General features: G+C 67.1%; 27 protein-coding genes and 1 tRNA gene. 20 read left to right on the top strand and 8 right to left on the bottom strand.

From position 1 onward, the window contains the following. Nucleotides 1-87 precede the first annotated feature (87 nt). The 4 genes from ACQR1Y_RS12000 to ACQR1Y_RS11985 form a co-directional block, all read right to left on the bottom strand. Entirely contained in the window at nt 88-582 is a 495-nt protein-coding gene (locus ACQR1Y_RS12000; protein ID WP_434877359.1) for an HNH endonuclease, read from the bottom strand. A 22-nt stretch (nt 583-604) separates the two neighbouring features. After that, nucleotides 605-820 (bottom strand): hypothetical protein, encoded by a 216-nt coding sequence (locus ACQR1Y_RS11995; protein WP_434877358.1) that lies wholly within the window; start codon nt 818-820, stop codon nt 605-607. Nucleotides 821-837: 17 nt separating this feature from the next. After that, nucleotides 838-1041: a hypothetical protein gene (locus ACQR1Y_RS11990; RefSeq protein WP_434877357.1), complete on the bottom strand. Its 204-nt coding sequence runs from the start codon at nt 1039-1041 to the stop codon at nt 838-840. 190 nt (nt 1042-1231) lie between these two features. After that, entirely contained in the window at nt 1232-1444 is a 213-nt protein-coding gene (locus tag ACQR1Y_RS11985) for a helix-turn-helix domain-containing protein (protein WP_434877356.1), read from the bottom strand. 70 nt (nt 1445-1514) lie between these two features. Here ACQR1Y_RS11985 and ACQR1Y_RS11980 point away from each other — a divergent pair, with 70 nt between their 5' ends. The 20 genes from ACQR1Y_RS11980 to ACQR1Y_RS11885 all read left to right on the top strand — a co-directional run bounded on the left by ACQR1Y_RS11980 (nt 1515) and on the right by ACQR1Y_RS11885 (nt 10121). Beyond that, a complete protein-coding gene (locus tag ACQR1Y_RS11980) occupies nt 1515-2129 on the top strand; it encodes an XRE family transcriptional regulator (protein ID WP_434877355.1) in 615 nt (204 codons plus the stop codon). 110 nt (nt 2130-2239) lie between these two features. Next, a complete protein-coding gene (locus tag ACQR1Y_RS11975) occupies nt 2240-2605 on the top strand; it encodes a hypothetical protein (protein ID WP_434877354.1) in 366 nt (121 codons plus the stop codon). 87 nt (nt 2606-2692) lie between these two features. Then, nucleotides 2693-2983, top strand: coding sequence for a hypothetical protein (locus ACQR1Y_RS11970; RefSeq protein WP_434877353.1), 291 nt, complete (start codon nt 2693-2695; stop codon nt 2981-2983). A gap of 86 nt (nt 2984-3069) precedes the next feature. Beyond that, the gene (locus tag ACQR1Y_RS11965) at nt 3070-3774 is read left to right on the top strand and encodes a hypothetical protein (protein ID WP_434877352.1); all 705 of its coding nucleotides are present in this window, start codon (nt 3070-3072) and stop codon (nt 3772-3774) included. Then, nucleotides 3771-3917 carry a hypothetical protein gene (locus ACQR1Y_RS11960; protein ID WP_434877351.1) on the top strand — a complete coding sequence of 49 codons (147 nt, stop codon included), beginning with the start codon at nt 3771-3773 and terminating at the stop codon, nt 3915-3917. Before ACQR1Y_RS11965 ends, ACQR1Y_RS11960 begins: the two co-directional genes overlap by 4 nt. Continuing rightward, nucleotides 3914-4066 (top strand): hypothetical protein, encoded by a 153-nt coding sequence (locus tag ACQR1Y_RS11955; protein ID WP_434877350.1) that lies wholly within the window; start codon nt 3914-3916, stop codon nt 4064-4066. Before ACQR1Y_RS11960 ends, ACQR1Y_RS11955 begins: the two co-directional genes overlap by 4 nt. A gap of 15 nt (nt 4067-4081) precedes the next feature. Next, nucleotides 4082-4285, top strand: coding sequence for a hypothetical protein (locus ACQR1Y_RS11950; protein ID WP_434877349.1), 204 nt, complete (start codon nt 4082-4084; stop codon nt 4283-4285). Beyond that, nucleotides 4285-4494, top strand: coding sequence for a hypothetical protein (locus ACQR1Y_RS11945; protein ID WP_434877348.1), 210 nt, complete (start codon nt 4285-4287; stop codon nt 4492-4494). Before ACQR1Y_RS11950 ends, ACQR1Y_RS11945 begins: the two co-directional genes overlap by 1 nt. 343 nt (nt 4495-4837) lie before the next feature. After that, nucleotides 4838-5701 carry a hypothetical protein gene (locus tag ACQR1Y_RS11940; RefSeq protein WP_434877347.1) on the top strand — a complete coding sequence of 288 codons (864 nt, stop codon included), beginning with the start codon at nt 4838-4840 and terminating at the stop codon, nt 5699-5701. Beyond that, nucleotides 5691-6044, top strand: coding sequence for a hypothetical protein (locus tag ACQR1Y_RS11935; RefSeq protein ID WP_434877346.1), 354 nt, complete (start codon nt 5691-5693; stop codon nt 6042-6044). Before ACQR1Y_RS11940 ends, ACQR1Y_RS11935 begins: the two co-directional genes overlap by 11 nt. Next, entirely contained in the window at nt 6041-6202 is a 162-nt protein-coding gene (locus tag ACQR1Y_RS11930; protein ID WP_434877345.1) for a hypothetical protein, read from the top strand. The genes ACQR1Y_RS11935 and ACQR1Y_RS11930 overlap by 4 nt, the downstream gene beginning before the upstream one ends. After that, on the top strand, nt 6199-6348 hold the full coding sequence (locus ACQR1Y_RS11925) for a hypothetical protein (protein ID WP_434877344.1): 150 nt from the start codon (nt 6199-6201) through the stop codon (nt 6346-6348). Before ACQR1Y_RS11930 ends, ACQR1Y_RS11925 begins: the two co-directional genes overlap by 4 nt. A gap of 15 nt (nt 6349-6363) precedes the next feature. Next, nucleotides 6364-7392: a hypothetical protein gene (locus tag ACQR1Y_RS11920; RefSeq protein WP_434877343.1), complete on the top strand. Its 1029-nt coding sequence runs from the start codon at nt 6364-6366 to the stop codon at nt 7390-7392. Next, nucleotides 7389-7601, top strand: coding sequence for a hypothetical protein (locus tag ACQR1Y_RS11915; protein WP_434877342.1), 213 nt, complete (start codon nt 7389-7391; stop codon nt 7599-7601). Before ACQR1Y_RS11920 ends, ACQR1Y_RS11915 begins: the two co-directional genes overlap by 4 nt. Nucleotides 7602-7860: 259 nt before the next feature. Continuing rightward, nucleotides 7861-8067: a hypothetical protein gene (locus ACQR1Y_RS11910; protein ID WP_434877341.1), complete on the top strand. Its 207-nt coding sequence runs from the start codon at nt 7861-7863 to the stop codon at nt 8065-8067. A gap of 12 nt (nt 8068-8079) precedes the next feature. After that, the gene (locus ACQR1Y_RS11905; RefSeq protein ID WP_434877340.1) at nt 8080-8322 is read left to right on the top strand and encodes a hypothetical protein; all 243 of its coding nucleotides are present in this window, start codon (nt 8080-8082) and stop codon (nt 8320-8322) included. A 2-nt stretch (nt 8323-8324) separates the two neighbouring features. After that, the gene (locus tag ACQR1Y_RS11900; RefSeq protein WP_434877339.1) at nt 8325-9545 is read left to right on the top strand and encodes a hypothetical protein; all 1221 of its coding nucleotides are present in this window, start codon (nt 8325-8327) and stop codon (nt 9543-9545) included. A gap of 36 nt (nt 9546-9581) precedes the next feature. Next, nucleotides 9582-9731, top strand: coding sequence for a hypothetical protein (locus tag ACQR1Y_RS11895; RefSeq protein ID WP_434877338.1), 150 nt, complete (start codon nt 9582-9584; stop codon nt 9729-9731). A gap of 4 nt (nt 9732-9735) precedes the next feature. Beyond that, nucleotides 9736-9924, top strand: coding sequence for a hypothetical protein (locus tag ACQR1Y_RS11890; RefSeq protein WP_434877337.1), 189 nt, complete (start codon nt 9736-9738; stop codon nt 9922-9924). Nucleotides 9925-10047: 123 nt separating this feature from the next. After that, nucleotides 10048-10121, top strand: a tRNA-Cys gene (locus ACQR1Y_RS11885). Nucleotides 10122-10170: 49 nt separating this feature from the next. On the opposite strand, the gene ACQR1Y_RS11880 is transcribed toward ACQR1Y_RS11885, so the two are convergent. From ACQR1Y_RS11880 to ACQR1Y_RS11865, 4 genes are read right to left on the bottom strand one after another with little or no spacing between them, the layout of a single operon-like run. Next, nucleotides 10171-10344 (bottom strand): hypothetical protein, encoded by a 174-nt coding sequence (locus ACQR1Y_RS11880; protein ID WP_434877336.1) that lies wholly within the window; start codon nt 10342-10344, stop codon nt 10171-10173. Between the two features lie 49 nt (nt 10345-10393). After that, nucleotides 10394-11137, bottom strand: coding sequence for a tRNA-uridine aminocarboxypropyltransferase (locus ACQR1Y_RS11875; RefSeq protein WP_434877335.1), 744 nt, complete (start codon nt 11135-11137; stop codon nt 10394-10396). Between the two features lie 39 nt (nt 11138-11176). Next, nucleotides 11177-14281, bottom strand: a complete 3105-nt coding sequence (locus ACQR1Y_RS11870) for an efflux RND transporter permease subunit (protein WP_434877334.1) — start codon at nt 14279-14281, stop codon at nt 11177-11179. After that, nucleotides 14281-17409, bottom strand: a complete 3129-nt coding sequence (locus tag ACQR1Y_RS11865; protein ID WP_434877333.1) for an efflux RND transporter permease subunit — start codon at nt 17407-17409, stop codon at nt 14281-14283. Before ACQR1Y_RS11865 ends, ACQR1Y_RS11870 begins: the two co-directional genes overlap by 1 nt. Between the last annotated feature and the right edge of the window lie 22 nt (nt 17410-17431).

Here is a 17431-nt window from a genome sequence, read left to right as displayed (position 1 = left end):
GTCAGCCCTCAGCCTTCACCAGCGGCGGCAAACGGTCCCAGCATGAGCCGTCGCATTCGCGCGGCTCGCCCTCGACCCACTTCTCAGTCAGAACGGAATCTCCGCGCCCTCGCCCGGCAGCGACGCGAGCAGCTGGCGCAGGATGACGTCGAGCGGCGGAATGAACGCGCGCCCGCGGCGGTTGGCGGCGTTCTCGGCTGGCGTCGCCCAGCGCAAATTCGCGCGGCGATTGTCCAGGCTGTTGCCGTTGATGTGGTCGACGTGATGGACGGCCATGAAGCGCCGCGGGCGCGGCTCGGCCAGCATCATGATCTCGCGATGCATCCGCACCGTGGCGCGGTCCGGCCCCACATTGCGCTTGGCGTAGTGCTTCCACTGCCCGCGCGCGCCGCCGTGCCAGACGTTCCAATTGTGCTCCGACAGCCAGGCGTGATCGCAGGCATCGACCAGTGTCCACAGCTCGCGCCGCTCCGACAGCCAGATCCGCCGCCATGGCGTCGCAGACAGATCGATGTCTGCAAGCGACGTCACCTTGGCCGCGACCGGCGACGGCTCGGCGAGCGCCCGAAGCGGCGCGGTCATTGCCCCCTGCCCCCGCCATGGCTCAGAGAACCCCGTTCATCCGTTCGAACCGGGCGTTGTCGCGCGCAGCGCGGACATCCCACGGCACCTCGGGGACGTCGCCGAGCGGCCACGGCGGCTCCTCGCCCGGCGCCATCGCATGCGCGTTGTCCCAGAGCAGCACCAGGGTCGCGATCACCGCGAGCAGCAGATAGGCGCCGAGCAGCAGCACCATGGGTCCGTCACCGTCGTGGATCATCCCCGCCCCCTCGCGCCTCAGCGCATCTCGTCCCAGTGCAGATTGTCGATGACTTCGCGAAAGCCCGGCCGCGCAGTGGTGTCGGCGAACAGCATCGCGAAGGCGATGCGGTGGAAGGCGTGCAACTGCGCCAGGCCGTCGGCGGTCTCGCGCACGAACGCCCGGCGCCGCCGCGGATCGACGTCCGCATAGACCTCGATCGTCACGGTCGGCGCACTCACGCCCGCCCTCCGGCCGTCACGAAAACCCCTTGAAATGCAGCCCCGGATGCACTTCTCCACAGCCGTGCACAGCGCGCCTGCTGCGCCGTCGCGACATCAGTGCGCGGCGTTATCCACAGGCGGAAATAATCAGTTGCGCCGCTGACGACGGCGGATCGACGGCGGCGATGGTCGGCCGATACCTTGCGGGTCATGGCAATGCACCCTCATCACCCGACGACGCCTTCTCATCCGCAATGGCCTGCAGCTCGCGCTCCAGCATCCGGCGTGCAGCGCCCCGCGCCGGTGGCCCGTCGGTCTCCCAGCGATGCACGGTGCTCTGGTCGACGCCGAAGCGCTGGGCGAAAGCCGCTTGGCTCTCCCCGACCTGCTCGCGCGCTTGTCGAATCAGTGATGCGTCCATGAGGCAACTATGCGTTTCGCATAATGACCGTCAATGCCTCACGCATAGGTTTCCTATGCATTTTGCATTCATGACGGAAATCCATGAACGCCTGACCGCTGCTCGAAAGGCGGCGGGGTATCCCACGGCCTCCGCCGCCGCCGAGGCGCTCGGCGTGGCCGGCCCGACCTATCTCGGCCACGAGAACGGGTCGCGCGGACTGCGCCAGGCAGCAGCCGAGCGCTACGCCCGCAAATTCGACGTCTCCCTGGAATGGCTCCTGACCGGCCGCGGCCCTCAGCAGCGCAAGACGCCGCCGGCCGAAGAGCGCCAGGTGCCACTGGTCGGCTACGTGTCAGCCGGCGCTCAAACTCATTTCTACGCACAGGAAGAGCCGCTCGATTACGTGCCGGCGCCGGACGGATCGAGCGACCAGACGGTATCGGTCGAGATCCGGGGCGACAGCCTGGGCTCGTTCTTCGACCGTTGGCTGGTGTTCTATGACGACGTTCGCCGCCCGCCCGGCGATTCCGTGATGAACAAGCTCTGCGTCGTCGGCCTCGAGGATGGCCGCGTGCTGATCAAGAAGGTCCAGCGCAGCAAGGCCGGAAAGGGCTTATTCCACTTGCTTTCACAGACGGAACCTCCGATCTTGGACGTCCGGCTCGAATGGGCCGCCCGGGTCAAGCATATGGTGCCGAAATGAGGTCCCTTGCTGTTGCCTGCATCTCGCTCACCCTCGGCGCCTCGCTGACCGGCTGCGCGCCCACCAAACAGGCCCTTCTTGCATCCGGCGGCCCCGCCGACTTCGTTGAGATGCAACGCGTCACCGACGAATGGGGCGATGACCCGCCGAGCGCCAGCGTTCCCATCATGGTCGGCGAGCGCGAACAGACGTTTTCCGTCTGGCTGCATCGCTCCAAGCCGAAGATCATGGTGCAGACGACAGAGCTCGCCGGCACGGCCGCCGCCGGCTTCGTGCGCGGGCTGAGTGCAGGCATCGTCGCATCCAATCCCGAAGCCTCCCCCTACGCCCAAGCGGCCATGACCCACCTCGACGCGACCCGCGGCCCAGGCTGCCGCTTGACGATGGCCCGGCCGATCACGCGCATCGGTTTCGAGTGGGACTACGACTGCACGCCGCCGACCCCGCCGCGGCCCGCCCGGCCCAAGCCAAGATAGGCCGAAAATAGAATTATACATTTTGCATTGACAGTAATTATGCGAAATGCATAATCCACCCCCATCGACAACCGATGGGGAAGCCCGATGCGCCGTTCCTACCGTCTCTGTAACCGCCTGCCCGGCCGCGCGCGGCGGCAGCCTGATCGTCCTGCCATCCCCGCCTATATCGCCAGCGCCCTGACACCGCCGCGCGCCACGCTGCTCAGCGACCGGCTGATCACGCGCATGGCCGAGGACATGCGCGAGGCCGCCGCCTGCGGCACGGGGATCACTGAAGCCGACCTGCTGCAGAAGGGGTTCACGGCGGCGCAGATCAAGCTGCACGCGCCCGACGCCCGCGCGCTGGCGCAGCGCCTCGCCGGCCCGTCGCTGTAATCGCTCCCGTTCCTCCCTGACTGGCGGCCGGGTCCGATCCCCCACCGATCCAACGCCCGGCCGCCGCTTTTTTTGAGGGAATTCCGATGATTGCTCCCCGCTGCTACATCGTGGATGGCCCGCCGGTGTCCGCCGGGGCGCGGCGCGATGCGGTCAAGGCGAACATGGTTCGCGACCTCGTCGCCTGGGCCGCCGGCCTCGACGACCATGGCGAGCCGAGCGCGCTCGATCACCGTGACACCGTCCGCCGCATGCTTTACGCCCGCGACTATGCCGGGCTCGACGTCGAGCTGCTCGCCGACGACGCCATCGCCGAGGCGCGCCGCAAGCTCGGTCTCGGCGGCGCGATCGCGCACATCCCTTGCCCGGCCTGCGGCCTGCTCTCCGGCCACCGCCATCCCTGTACGTCCAATGACGCCAGCCTCGACCGCACGCTCGATGCCGTCAGTGAAGCGATGGCCGAGCCTCATCCTCAGTCGTCATCGCCGGGCTTGACCCGGCGATCCATCCCGCTTGACGCGCAGCGGATGGATGCCCGGGTCAAGCCCGGGCATGACGACCGGGGGAGTGGAGTGAGCGCCGGCCCACACCCCGATCCCTTCACCGCCGCCAAAATCGCTGTCATGGCGCAGGACCTCGTGCGCTACGGCGCGTTCGGCAGCGAAAGCGCCGCGATCCGCACCTTGTCCGGCCGCGGCCACGGCCAGGGCGACATCATCCGCCTGGTCGACCGCGCCATGGCACGCGCCCGTGAGCTCTACGCCGCGGCACCGAAGGAGCGGCACGGATGACGCTGCTGCTTTGTCTGGCGAGCGCCAGCCTCGGCGCCTGCCTCGGCTTTCTCATTGGCGCGGCCTGCCGCGCCGGCAAGGACACGGACATCGCGATGGCCCGCCATGTCGCCGCCATCGCATCGAGCACGGAGCCATCATGAGAGCCCAGCGCATCTGCCTCGCCATCGCCGCCGCCAGCGCCGTGCTGTTCGTCGGCGCCGCCGCCCTCAGCTTCGGCATCGAGCCCCGCCCGCCGGAATGCGCGCGCGGATCGATCGCCGCCCACACCACCAATTGCCGCTTCGACTAATCACGGGAGCCGGACATGAGCCATCAGACAGCAGTGGACGCGCTTGCGACGTTGTTCGTCAAAGCCCTTGATGAATCGATCCGGCGCGAGATTGCAGAGGATGACGCTGCGCGCGCCGAGATCAAGCAGAAGGGGACATATTGGGCTGGGACGGAGATCGCCGATCTCCGCCGGCAGGTTGCACGTCTGCAGACGAAGCTTGCCCGCGGGAAACGCTAATGGCCCGCGGCACACGCTTCAATCACCTCCGCCTGCTCGACCTCAGCCCCTTCGAGCGGTGCCCGCGCGGCGGCTGGCGCTTCGGCACGAAACGCATCTCCGATGCGGTCGTGGCCCGCCTGGTCGACAACCGCCGCGCCGAGATCTGCGGCGACCGCGTGGTCGCGGTCAAGCCACCCACGACCACAGGAGACGCCATGGCCCCATGAGACGGGAGGACCGATGCCGCGCTGTCGGCCGCGATATCCCGTCTCGCATGCAATCCTTCATCTCAAAACACCCTTCCAAATTGAACGACCGGCCCTCGGCGCTCACCGCAAGCGTTGGGGGCCACCCCTTCAGGAGGCGGCCGGACATGCCGGCGAGCGACCCGCACACCGCGACGATGACGCCGCCTCTCTGCGACGACTGCGCACCGCGCAGCGCCACGCCACCGAGCGGCCCGCCGGTCTACGCGGTCTGCAGCCAATGCGGCATCAAGCGCGCCTGCATCGGCCACGACCCGGATCCGCAACCGCCGCGCGCTTCCTCTCGAACCGACACGAGCCGACCATGAGCGATGAGAGCAAGATTACGGGTGATGCGTCCCGCGACGTCGGCGCCGGGGAGCCTGCGCCAATTGGCGCCGCCGCAGTTCATGCCCAAGAAGCGCCAGATAGCCGTCATCTGCAGCGCCTGCTGCAAGATGGCCTCTACTGTGAGGTCGAGGACAAGAACGTTCCGATCGCAATTGATGGCGGCTTCTGCGATTCCTCCGTTGGTTTGGAGGAACGCCCGTCGTTGCTGGTCGAGGGATACGAACTAATACCGACAAGCTTGATGAACGATATCCGCCAGATGCACGGCTGGGAAAAGGTTCTTGATCTTTGGCAGCAAATGCATGACCCGAACTATGGTGCTCATGCAGAGCCATCGCCGGCTTGGCGCGACCAGGCTGTCGAATGGCTGCGCGATCAAGCCGACATGATGGTCGATAGCGTCCGCTCCGGTCAACTCAAGGCGGTGGCAAACTACATCAGCGCCCGCGCTACGCAGTCTCCGGCAGAAGCCGACATTGAGGCTAGGATTGCCGTTCTCAGTGACAAGCTGAAAAGCATCTCCAAAAACACATACTGCACCAACTGCCAAGAAGCCGCGCTAGTGGCTCGCTCCGCGCTTGCATCATACATTGGGCTTGCTCGGAGTTCTCAACCTGAAACCGCCACCCCGTCGCCCGCCGCGCCTCCGCCAAATGGCGCAGCCGCCGCCGGGCCGCGGCCGACCATCGAGTTCGGCTTCGGCTGGGCCAAGATCAACCTCGCCCGCGCCGTGACCGATCTCGACCGCACGATCCTCAAGCGCATGGTCACCGACGCGCTCGGCCAGCCGCCCATCGACCTCGACGAACTCAGCCGCGAGAGCCATCATGGCAACTGATCTGTTCCGCCGCACCATGGCGTTCAACAGCGGCGACGCCGAGCGCGACGCGCTGATGCGCGAGGTCTGGACGCCTGTGCCATGGATGGTCGAGGTCTACACCGGCCGTTGCGGCGAGGTGCGCGAAAACAACATCCTGCACTGGTGTTACGATGCGTTCGGCGAGCAGGCCTCGCCAATCCATGGTCGATCCGGCGACTGGCAGCGTGGACACGCGACCGTCAATGGCTGGACCTGGTTCGGCTTTTCCAGCGAGGCGCTGATGCAGCAGTTCCTCGGCGCCTGGCCGCAGCCGGACAGAGTCGGCGCCGCGCCCGCCAACCTCGAGGAGCCGCGCGGATGACCGGGCTCCGCTCCCTCAGCAAGCCGATGCGCCTCGCCGCACTGGCGGCGCTCGCCGTCTACGGCCTCGCGGCGGCCGCCGCGCTCATCGCCGCCGTCGGCGAAGCCATCGACGACAAGGCCGAGCACCAGATGGCGATCGAGGAGACCAGCCGATGATCGACGACGACGACCCCATCGGCCCGGTCAACGGCCACACCAAGAGCGAAGCCGTCCCGCGCGGCTGCTTCTGGTTCGTGGTGGCCGTGATCGCCTTCATCGCCCTGCTCGGCCTCTACGGCATGCTCGCCGACCGCTTCGCCTGACACCCGGAGATACCCATGCGCCCGCCGCTCGCGATCAATATCTACGACACTCATTTCGGCATCTGGCAGGACGCCCACGATGCCTCGTTGCGCAGCGAGATCTATGCCCCGCTGCTGCGCGCCATGTCGCGCCGCGGCTGGCGCATCCGGGCCGATCCGCAGGTCCTGAAGCACCATCGCTGCATCAGCAAGGACCACCGGCTCGGCACGCGCGGCACCCTGCATTGCGACATCGAGATCACGGGCTGCGCGGTCAAGGTCGAGTTCTGGTCCGACACCGCGCCGCAGATCAATCCCAACGGCCGACGCTACGATTCCGACAAGCTCGGCCGCATGGCCTATCTCGACCGGCTCCGCGTCGAGCTGGAGTTCAGGCGCATCGCCGCCTGGCTTGACACGCTGGCGCCGGTGACGGTGAAGCGCCGCAGCACCCGCGGCCTGCCGCCGATGCAGCGCATCGCCGAGACCTACGCCTCCTGCCGCCACACCGACAAGACGCTCGGCCGCCCGCAATGGCACACCGACGACAACCGCCGCACCAAGGACGGCGCCCTGCTCGATCAGGGCCAGACCGTCTGGCTCACCGACCTCGCCGGCCGGATCCTGCGCGGCACGGCGTTCTACCATCTCAACAACATGTGGTGGGTGATCGCGGGCGGCGAGCTGCGCAATGTCGCCTGCTTCGAGCTCTCAGCCCAGCCGCCGCGGAATCTCCGGATCAAGCTCAATGCGCGGCGGCGGCGCACGCGGCTGGAGCAGGAGCTGGCGCGCGCCGTCGAGCGCATGGATTTTTCCCGCGCCGAGAGGCTCAAGACCATCCTGTTCGGCGCCGCGCCGACCTACATGATCTGGGCGCGCGATCATCAGCTGTTCTATCGCGCGCAATACAGCGGCTACACCTCCGACCGCATCAACGCCGGCAAATACACGCGCGAGGAAGCCGAAGCCGAATGCCGCCGCGTCCCGCACGAGCTGGAGATGGTCGGCCCCGACGGCCGCCACGTCCGTTTCGATCAGCCTCGCAACGAAAGCCGCGCCGCATGACCGCACCCTTGATTGGCTTGACGGATACAATCACGATCGCCGTCTCGATTACCGGCATCGAGCTCGTGGCACTCAAGAAGCTGTCGCTGGTGAGCCACGCGCTCGCCGACAAGATCGGCGGCCGCGCAGGCCTGGAGCAGAAGACGCTGGCCGCAACGCTCGACGATCTGTTGCGGCAGATCGAGATCAAGGCGAGCTGCGGGTCGTGACCGAAGAAGGACAGAGAGATGCCTGTTGAATATTACGAGCTGAAGCGCGTCACGATCCCCGACGTGAAGCCTGGACAATTTGTGATGCGGACTGCTGCTCTCATCACATGCGGCCTATGCGGCGGTTGTATCGATGGAATGGGTGGTCCTGGAGACGGACCCGTGTGCATCCCCTGTGGCGACATCGTGCGCGGTGGCGGCGCGCGCGGTGCGATCAAGTGGGGCGACAATGGCACCTAGACCAGTCACAAGATCGGAGATGGTCGACATACCGGCTCCGTTCGTCGACCTCGCGAAACGTCGTACTGAGTTCCTGTTTCGCGTGATGCAGTACAGCGAAAGCCCGCTGCCGATCATCCTAGCATCGGCATACCTGCAAGGCATCAATGACGCCGTTGACGCGATTGAAAACAAAGCAAAGCGAGAGGCCGCTATTTCAGCGCCCCTGCTTCCTTGGCACTGTTGAGCACCCCACCCCATGACCCGCCCCGCCACCCTCCCCGCCGGCCTGTGGCCACCCCGGATGCCCGCCGCGACCGCCGCCGCCTATTGCGGCGAGGTGTCGGTTGATGCTTTCCTCGGCCAGGTCCGGCGCGGCACCTATCCCGCGCCGGTCGTCAAACAGGGGCGCCGGCAGATATGGGCGAAGGCGGATCTGGACCGGGCGATCCAACCCGCACCCGACCACGACATCGGGGCGGACGTCGCCCTGGATCTGTGACCATGGCCCGCGCGCTGCCCCGCTTCGTGACGCAGAAGCCTGTCGCCGGCGGCATCCGGTTCTACTGGACCCTGCCGAGCTACTACCGCAAGCTCGGCTGCACCCTGCATGCGACCCACGACACCGCGCTCGGCGCCGACTATGACGCGATGCTGCGGCAGGCCGCAACGCTCAACGGCCTGTTCGATGAATGGGACCAGGCCCGCCGCGGCGCGCCGCCCGCGGCCGTCACGCGCGCCGCCGCCGGCACCGTGGACTGGCTGTTCGAGACCTACCGCGCCTCCAACGACTGGCGCGAGAGCGTCTCGGCGCGCACCGCGCCGGACCATGAGCGCACCATCCACCTGCTCTGCAACATCAAGGGCAAGAGCGGCACCCGCATCGGCGACCGCATGGTCGCGAGCATCACGCCCGAGGCCGCCGACAAGCTCTACGCCACCGTGCGCGACACCCCGGCCCGCAAGGGCAAAATCGAGCGCCCGCGCACCGCCGAGAAGGTCGTCGCGATCGCGCGCCACGCCTGGATCGTCGTCCACCGGCTGCACCCCGGCCACTTCCGCGCGCCCGTCTGGAACCCCTGGGAAGGCGTCGCGATGACGCGGCGGCGCAAGGCCACCAAGGCCGCCGCGACCCGCGAGGAGGTCTATGCCTTCGCCTGGGGCGCGGTCGAGGCCGGCCACCCCGACGCCGCCGCGGCCGCCGTGATCTGCTTTGAATGGCTGCAGCGGCCGGAGAACGTGCTGGCGGGCTACGTCACCTGGAACGACTACCGCGGCCCGCGCGCCCCCGGCATGATCCGGATCGAGCACCACAAGACCGGCGAGATGGTGCTGCACCCGCTCGAGGAGACCACGCCCGAGGGCCGCACCCTGTTCTACGAGGAGGCCGAGGCCGTGCTGGCCAAGGTCCCGCAGCTCGGCCTCGGGATCGTCATGCGCGACCGCCCGCAACCCCTGGGCCCGCGCAAATGGGACAGCATGAGCATGGCCCGCCTGGTGCGGTCCTTGCGCGACCGCCTCGGCCTCCCCGCCACCTTCACCCTCGACGCCTGCCGCCACGGCGGCATGACCGAGCTCGAGGAAGCCGGCCTCACCGACGGCCAGGGCCGCGCTTTGTCGGCCCACAAGAGCAAGGCCTATGAGGGCTATGCGAAGCGGACGGAAGAGCGCGCTTTGGCTGCCACGCGCAAGCGCTACGCGCACAAGATCGGGGCGGCGGGGTAATGGCCGTGCCTGCGCGTCAACGGAGAGGAAACCGAGATGAGCACGACCAATGATTGGAGTGAAACGGTACGGCTCTACGATGTCGCAATCGAACGCGCCGAATTTGCGCTTTGGGCGCTTCCCGCGTTCATCATCGCGGTCCTGGTGATCCTGGTCGTTTTCCCCGGTTCACGGCGCGAAGGATAGGCCCATGACCGTCACAGAGCTCAAGGTCACGTTCTCCTACGGAGAATATCGGGGCGAGAGCCCGATTCGGGGCATCGTCAATCTTGATGGCCCGATCAACTTCGCCGGCGCGACAGGCCATTGTGTCGAGATGCACCAAGCCTGCGCTGGTCATGACGTTGGCCAGCAGAACGTGACAAGACTGCGCACCTGACAGCACAGACCGCGAACACCAGTTTCAGAACTCACGCGGCCGGCGAGTTTCAGAAATGCCCTGCAGAACGAAACAAGCCGGTTGCCTAACCCATTGATCTGCTGTATCGATCCTCCGCGTTGGGGCCATGTGGCGGAGTGGTTACGCAGCGGTCTGCAAAACCGTTTACACCAGTTCAATTCTGGTCGTGGCCTCCACTCAATCAAATCAAGCGGTTAGACCATCCGTGACGCCGGGGCGACGGCGTTACACGGGCAGGTCGTCGATGCCGCCGGGATAGGCGGCCTGGGTTCGCGGCCAAGCCACCACCTCTCCGCGCCCGCCTGCCGACACATTGGCTCGATCAGCGCTCGACCGCCCGGCCAAGCGCGGCGCGTAATCCCGGAACTGCACCACATTGGTCTTTTCCGCTTCCTGCATGGCTCTCATCCTTTTCCATGCTGCAATGCAAGAAGCGTACCCCCGGTTCCTAAAGCCGGCGTTTACGGCGGCGCCAATCCGGCTTGCCACGGGGCTTGGGCCGCGGCGTCAGCTCCGGATGGGCCTTTTCCACCTCTTGATACCGCTTCAGCATGCGCTCGAAGCTCGCTTCGAGGGTCACCGCGATCTCAGGGCGCCGTTCCAGGGCCGCCATCAGCAGGCCAGCCGCCTCGATCGTCGATAGCCCGTCGCTGCGCGGCTCGCGCCGCAGGTGCCCATAGCGCGAGGGACGGCGCGGGCCGAGGATCACGCGCTGGCACTTCAGCATCCAGGGATTGCGCCACCACAGCGCCTTGGCCTGGCTCCAGGTGCCGTCGAGCAGGATGACGCCCTCAATGGATTTGAGGATGCCGCGCTGGTTCTCGGCGACCTCGCCCTTGCGGGTCAGCGCGACGACCTCGCTCTCGGGATCGAGCTCGGCCGCCTTGGCCGAGCCGAGATAGAGAATCGCCCAGCGTGAGGGATCGTCGACGGGCCGGCCCAGCGCCTTGGCGAGGCTCGGCCAGGACAGTCCGACCTTCACCACCGCATTCTCGAAGTGCTGCGCGGCGAGCCGAGCCGTGCCGAGCGCGCGGTCCTGCTCCTGCGGATGCTGCAGGATCAGGAGCCCGAGCCGGCTCTCCAGCGGCGTGACGCTGTCGCAGATGCACAGCGGCAGCGGCTTCTGGCAATGCGGGCAATCGGGCGGCGGCTCGGCGGCGAGCGGCGGAAGGTCGTGGGGCTGGTCGGACATGGCGCGCCTATACGCGCCCATGGCGACCACCACAACGGCTCATTCGGCGGGAGCGGCCAACGGCTCCGGCGCGGAGCGGCGGCGCAGGCGGTCGATCAGCAGGTAGATGACCGGCGTCGTGTAGAGCGTCAGGATCTGTGACACCAGGAGTCCGCCGATGATGGTGATGCCGAGCGGCCGGCGCAGCTCGGTGCCGGGACCGGTCGCGACCACCAGCGGCAGGCCGGCGAACAGCGCCGCCAAGGTGGTCATCAGGATCGGGCGGAAGCGCACCCGGCAGGCCTCGAAGATCGCATCCGCCGAGGACATACCATGCTGGCGCTCGGCCTCGAGCGCGAAGTCGACCAGCATGATGCCGTTCTTCTTGACGATGCCGATCAGGAGGATGATGCCGACGAAGGCGATCACGGTCAGCGGCGTATTGGTGACCTGCAACGCCAAGAGCGCGCCGAGCCCCGCGGACGGCAAGGTCGAGATGATGGTCAGCGGATGCGCCAGGCTCTCATAGAGCACGCCGAGCACGATATACATCGCGGCCAGCGCGAACAGGATCAGCAGCGGCTGGCGGCCGCTGCCCTTGTTGAAGTCGCCGGCATTGCCGTCGAAGCCGCCGCGGATGCCCTCGGGCATGTGCAGCTCGTCGACCGCGCGCTGGACATTGGCGGTCGCGGCCTCCAGGGGCACATCCGGCAGCAGGTTGAACGACACGGTGGTCGACGGGAATGATTGCGAGTGGAAGACCGCGAGCGGCGACAGGCCGCGCTCGGCCTTGACCAGCGCCGACAACGGGACCTGCGCGTCCCCTGCCCCCGCGACATAGATGCGATCGAGATTCGACGGATCGGTCTGGAATTTCGGATCGATCTCCAGCACCACCATGTACTGGTTGCGCTGGCTGTAGATGATCGAGATCTGGCGCTGCGCGAACGCGTTGTTGAGTGCGTTGTCGATGTCCTGGACGCGGACGCCGAGGCTCGACGCCTTCTGCCGGTCGATCTTGAGCGCGAGTTGCAGCCCCCCGGGATCGCGGTCGCTGGAGATGTCGGTGATGCCCTCCACCGTCTCCAGCCGCTTGGCGACGATCGGCGCCCATTTCTGCAGGAGATCGAGGTCGGGGCTGCTCAGCGTGTACTGATAGTCGGAATCGCTCTGCCGGCCGCCGGTGCGCACGTCCTGTGCGGCGAACATGAACAGCCGAATGCCGGGCACCATGGCAAGGCTGCGGCGGAGTCGGTTGATCACGAGCTCGGTGGAGACGCCATCGCGCTCCGCGGGCGGCTTGAGGTTGATGAACATCGTGCCGCGGTTCGAGGTGGCGCCGCCCGGCCCGCCGCCGCCGCCGATAGTCGAGCCGAGCCCAGCCACGGCCGGATCGGCCATCACGATATCGGCGAGCCGCTGCTGCAGGCCGAGCATCGACTGGAACGAGATGTCCGCCGAGGCGCGCGTCGCGCCGATGATGAAGCCGGAATCGTCGGTCGGGAAATAGCCCTTGGGGACCTTGATGTAGAGCGTCACCGTCAGCGCGATCGTGGCGAAGAAGACGATCAGGGTCAGCAACGGGTAGAGCAGCACGCCGCGCAAGGTCCAGGCGTAGAAGCGCACCATGCCGGACAGCGTGCCCTCGATGATCCGGTCGAACCAGGTGGCGCGGTCGGACAAGGTCTCCTTGATGTAGTGCGCGCAGATCATCGGCGTCACCGTCAGCGACACCAGGGTCGACACCACGATGGCAAAGGTCAGCGTCAGAGAGAATTCGCGCAGCAGGCGGCCGACCACGCCGTCCATGAAGATCAGCGGCACGAAGGCCGCGATCAGCGACAGGCTGATCGACAGCACCGTGAAGCCGATCTGGCGGGCGCCGTCGAGCGCGGCCCGCATCGGCGACAGGCCATGCTCGAGATTGCGGTACATGTTCTCGATCATCACGATAGCGTCGTCGACGACGAAGCCGACCGAGATCGCGAGCGCCATCAGCGAGAGATTGTCGATCGAGAAGCCGGCGAGCCACATCGCGGCACAGGTGCCGGCCAGCGCCAGCGGCACCGAGACGCCGGCCGCAACCGTCGGGACGAGACGGCGCAGGAACACGAACACGACGACCATCACCAGCACGGCGGTCGCCAGCAGGGTCCATTGCATGTCCTCGACCGAGGCGCGGATGGTGCCGGTGCGGTCGATGAGCGTCGAGATCTCGATGCCGGCCGGTATCCACTGCTTGAGCTCGGGGATCAGCGCCTTGACGCGGTCGACGGTCTCGATGACGTTGGCATCGCCCTGCTTGGCGATCTGGATCAGCACCGCCGGCTGCTTGTTGAACCAGGCGATCGAGCGCACGTTGCGCACGGAGTCTTCGACATCGGCTACGTCGGACAGGCGCACGAAGCTGCCATTGCTGCTCTTGATCAGAATGTCGCGGAATTCGGCCGCGGTCCGCATCTGCCGGTTGACCGCGATGGTCTCGCTCTGCCGCCCGCCCTCGAAGATGCCGACCGGGCCGATCGGATTGGCGTTGACGATGGCGGTCCGGACGTCGTCGGTCGCAATGCCTGCGTTCGCGAGCGACACCGGATTGAGCGCGATCCGAACCGCCGGCTGATCGGCGCCGCTGACGGTGACGTTGCCGACACCCGGCACCTGGAACAGCCGCTGCGCCAGCACGGTGTCGGCGACGTCGTACATCGCGCTCGGCGTCATCGTCTTCGAGGTCAGCGCCAGCACGAACACGGGCGCGGCCGCCGTGTTCGCCTTGCGGAAGCGAGGCAGCGCCGGAAGATCGCTGGGGAGATCCGACAGCGAGGCGTTGATCGCGGCCTGCACGTCCCGCGCCGCCTTGTCGATGTCGCGGCCGATCGAGAACTGGATCTGGATGTTGGTGGTGCCGAGCGAGCTCGTCGAAGTGATCTGGTCGACCCCCGCGATCTCGCCGAGCCGCCGCTCCAGCGGCGCTGCGACCGTCGCCGCCATGACCGAGGGATCGGCGCCGGGCCGCGAGGCGCTGACGAAGATCGAGGGGAAATCCACATTCGGCACCGGCGCGACGGGCAGGAAGATGTAGGCGACGATCCCGATCAGGAACAGGCCGATCGAGAGCAGCGTGGTGCCGACCGGCCGGCGGATGAACGGCTCGGAAATCGAGGCCATCACTGGATGCCTTCGGTGGCGCCCGCGATCGGTGGCGACGGCAGGTCCGGCGCAGGCGGCAGCGCGCGCTCGAAGCGGCGGTTGATGCGGTCGAGCGCGAGATAGATCACCGGCGTCGTGTACAGCGTCAGCAGTTGGCTCAGCAGCAGGCCGCCGATGATGGAGATGCCGAGCGGGAAGCGCAGTTCCGAGCCGGTGCCGCTCTCGATCGCCAGCGGCAGCGCGCCGAACAGCGCGGCCAGCGTCGTCATCATGATCGGGCGGAAGCGCAGCAGGCAGGCCTGCACGATCGCGTCGGTCGGCGTGCGGTTCTCGTGCCGCTCGGCCTCCAGCGCAAAGTCGATCATCATGATCGCGTTCTTCTTGACGATGCCCATCAAGAGAATGATGCCGATCAGGCCGATGACCGACAGATCTTGGCCGAACAGCATCAGCGCCAGGATGGCGCCGACGCCGGCGGAAGGCAGCGTCGAGAGGATCGTAATCGGGTGGATGTAGCTCTCATAAAGCACGCCGAGCACGATGTAGATGGTGATCACGGCGGCGAGCAGCAGCCACGGTTGCCCGGCGAGCGACTTGGCAAACTCGGCGGCATCGCCCGAGTACACGCCGATGATGCTGCCGGGCATGCCGATGCGGTTCTCAGTGGCGTGCAGCGCGTCCACCGCCTCGCTCAGCGCCGCGCCGGGCGCGAGGTTGAAGCTGAGCGACACCGCCGGGAATTGCGCCTGGTGCGAGATCGCGAGCGGCGTCGTGGTGCGCTTGAGAGTCGCCACCGCCGACAGGGGCACCTGTCCCCCTGCTCCCGGCAGATAGAGCTTGGACAGGATCGAGGGATCGCGCTGATACATCGGCAGCGCCTCCAGCACCACGCGGTACTGATTGGCCTGGCCGTAGATGGTGGAGATCTGGCGCTGCGCGAAGGCATCGTTGAGCGTGTCGGTCACGGCCTGCAGGCTGACGCCGAGCTGGCCGGCGCGCTGGCGGTCGATCGTCAGCTCGGCCCGCAGGCCGCCCTCCTGCGCTTCCGAGGAGACGTCACGGAACAGCGGATCGCGCCGCATCTCGGCAACGAGCTGCCGCGCCCATTTCGAGACCTCGGCGGCATCGGCGCCGGTCAGCGTGTACTGATATTGCGAGCGGCTCGCCTGCGTCGAGATCTGTACGTCCTGGACCGGCTGGAAGTACACGGTCATGCCGGGCACGCCGGAGATCTTCTGCTTCAGCCTTTCGATCACCTCGGCCACGCCGTCCTTGCGTTCGCCGAGCGGCTTCAAGGTCAGGACCAGACGGCCGACATTGGTGGTCGGGTTGACCGAGCCGGCGCCGATCACCGAGACGACGCCGACGACGTCGGGATCGGCCTGGATCGCGGCAGAGATCTCGGATTGCCGCCGGCTCATCTCCGCGAACGACACGTCCGGCCCCGCCTCAGTCACGGCGGTGATCGAGCCGGTGTCCTGCATCGGCAGGAAGCCCTTCGGCGCGACGATGTAGAGCGCCAGGGTCGCCGCGAGCGTTGCGAAGGTCACCACCAGCGTTTCGGTCTGGCGGTCCAGCACCCACAGCAGGCTGCGGTGATAGACGACGATGGTGCGGTCGATGAAGCGGCTGATGGCGTTCAGCCCCGGCAGCACCCATTCCTCGTTGGCGTGCTTGAGCAGCCGCGAGCACATCATCGGCGTCAGGGTCAGCGACACCACCGCCGATGTCACCACGGCAATCGTCAGCGTCAGCGCGAATTCGCGGAACATGCGGCCGACGAGCCCGGACATGAACAAAAGCGGGATGAACACCGCGATCAGCGACACCGTCAGCGAGATCACCGTGAACCCGATCTCGCGCGCGCCTGTTAGCGAGGCGCTCATCGCGCTCTCGCCATTCTCCATGTGGCGCACGATGTTCTCGATCATCACGATCGCATCGTCGACGACGAAGCCGGTGCCGATCGTCAGCGCCATCAGCGACAGGTTGTCGAGGCTGAAGCCGGCGAAATACATGATGCCGAAGCTCGTGATCAGCGACAACGGCAGCGCAACGCCGGCAATGATCGTGGCGCGCATCGAGCGCAGGAACAGCAGCACCACCAGCGTCACGAGCACGACACTCAGCACCAGGGTGAATTGCACGTCATGCACCGAAGCGCGGATCGTCACCGTGCGGTCGCTGACGATGGCGAGCTTGACGCCGGCAGGGATCGTCCGCTGCAGCTTGGGAATCTCGGCCCGGATCTGCCGGACGACCTCGATGACATTGGCGCCGGGCTGGCGCTGGATATCGAGGATCACGGCCGGCACGCCCTGGTACCAGCCGCCGGTGCGATCGTTCTCCAGCCCATCGACGATGGTCGCGACGTCGCCGATCGTGACCGGCGAGCCGTTGCGATAGGCGATGATGATCGGCTTGTAGGCGTCGGCGGCGCCGATCTGGTCGTTGGCGGTGATCAGATAGGCCTGCTGCGCGCCGTCCAGCGAGCCCTTCGGCCCCGAGACGTTGGCGCCGGCGATGGCCGCGCGCAGATCTTCCATCGAGATGCCGTAGGCGGCGAGCCTCGCCAGATCGGCCTGCACGCGCACCGCCGGCTTCAATCCGCCGAGCACCGAGACCCGGCCCACACCGGACACCTGGCTCAGCCGCTGCGCCAGGATGGTGTCGGCCATGTCGCTCATCGCGCGCAGGGACACCGTGTCCGACGTCAGCGCCAGCGTCATGACAGGCGCGTCGGCCGGATTGACCTTGGCGTAGGTCGGCGGATAGGGCAGCGTCTTCGGCAGCACGCCGGCGGCGGCGTTGATGGCGGCCTGCACGTCCTGCGTGGCGCCGTCGATGTCGCGTCCGAGATCGAACTGCAGCGAGATCTGGCTGACGCCGAACGAGCTCGTGGAGTTCATCACCGACAGCGACGGAATCTGACCGAGCTGCCGTTCCAGCGGCGCCGTGATCAGCGATGCGATCACGTCGGGGCTGGCGCCCGGCAACTGCGTTGTGACCTGCACCGTCGGGAAGTCGACCTGCGGCAACGCCGACACCGGCAATGCGAGATAGCCGAGCAGACCGCCGATCAGGAGCGCGACGCCGAGCAGCGACGTCGCGATCGGCCGGCGGATGAAGGGTTCGGAGACGCTCATCGCGACGACCCCGTCACTCTGT

The sequence above is a fragment of the Bradyrhizobium sp. HKCCYLRH3099 genome (assembly GCF_051167855.1).
In the GTDB taxonomy this organism is placed as follows: Bacteria; Pseudomonadota; Alphaproteobacteria; order Rhizobiales; family Xanthobacteraceae; genus Bradyrhizobium.
The sequence above is the reverse complement of the archived record's forward strand: the minus strand, read 5'-3'. Positions and strand labels throughout refer to the sequence as shown.